Annotated in this window: 2 protein-coding genes; one reads left to right on the top strand and one right to left on the bottom strand. The window is 75.6% G+C overall.

Features of this window, described 5'->3' with window-relative positions; translation table 11 throughout:
* Positions 1-699 (bottom strand): poly-beta-hydroxybutyrate polymerase N-terminal domain-containing protein (locus tag BGO22_RS18410; RefSeq protein WP_286852125.1); only part of this gene is annotated, 699 nt, incomplete at its 3' end.
* A 152-nt stretch (positions 700-851) separates the two neighbouring features.
* On the opposite strand from BGO22_RS18410, the gene BGO22_RS18405 reads away from it, so the two are divergent.
* Positions 852-1090 (top strand): alcohol dehydrogenase catalytic domain-containing protein (locus BGO22_RS18405; RefSeq protein ID WP_502686483.1); only part of this gene is annotated, 239 nt, incomplete at its 3' end.

The following is a 1090-nucleotide window of genomic DNA, read 5'->3' as shown; positions in this document are numbered from 1 at the left end:
CACCGGTTCGCGCCACACCGTGGGCGTGGCGGGGGTGTACTGGATCAGCTCGATCAGGTGGTTGCGCATCACCACCTGGCCCGGCGTGAGCGCGAGCGCCCGGCCGGGCTCGAAGGCCTGCAGCCCGCGCGCTTCGCCGCCCGAGGCCACGGCCATGGCATCGCGCGCCCAGTTCGCCGCGCCGCTGGCGAGGTTGGCGCCGCCGGTGCGCAGGGTTTCCTGCAGCACTTGCGGGTTGGTCAGCGGCGAGTTGGACGGCGACAGCATGTCCAGCCACTGGCGCGCCACGAAGGCCGTCACCTCCTCGTGGTGGCGCGAGACGCCGCGCACACCGTGCGTGGCCTCGTCCCACCAGCGCTCCTGCAGCAGGAAGCCCTGGGCCAGCGCGTTGAAGGGAAAGCGCCGCCACTCGGGCCGGCTGAAGCGCTTGTCCTGGGGCGCGGGCGCCACGCAGTTCTCGCACGGGCCCTGGGCGGCGCGCCAGAGGTAGTGCGCCCAGGCCTGCACCTTGTGCAGCGCGCTGGCCGACAGCTGCGCCTGCCGGGTGGGCGACACCAGTAGGTGCAGCCACCAGTCGGCCTGGGCCTGCGCCAGCGCGACCGGCGACAGCCCGTTGGACAGCCGGGCGAGCCACAGCTTGAGCGGCAGGTCCATGGGCGGCGGGCCGGTCGTCGTCGGCGGCGGGTCGTCGGTTCGCATGCCGCCATGATCGGCCCCGGCCGCCGCGCGCGCTTGCGCTATGTCAAGGGCGGCGCGGATCGGGCTTGCGCCGCGCCCGGGGGCGCCTAGCATGGGCCGGACGGGAAGCGCCGCCGCCGGGGCGGCGCCACAGCCCGCGCGGAGTTTGTCCATTGAGCGTTTCGAGCATGCGGGCCATGGCCATCGACGCCGCCACGCGGCGGCTGGTGCCGGTGCGCCGGCCCGTGCCCGTGCCTGGCCCGCGCGAGGTGCTCCTGCGCGTGCGCGCCTGCGGGGTGTGCCGCACCGACCTGCACATCATCGACGGCGAACTGCCGCGGCGCGAGCCGTCGGCCGTGCCGGGCCACGAGGTGGTGGGCGAGGTGGTGGGCCTGGGGCCGCAGGCGCGGCG

Source organism: Hydrogenophaga sp. 70-12, from assembly GCF_001897365.1.
Taxonomy (GTDB): Bacteria; Pseudomonadota; Gammaproteobacteria; order Burkholderiales; family Burkholderiaceae_C; genus Hydrogenophaga; species Hydrogenophaga borbori.
Note: the sequence above shows the minus strand (reverse complement) of the source record. Positions and strands in the feature narration are given on the sequence as shown.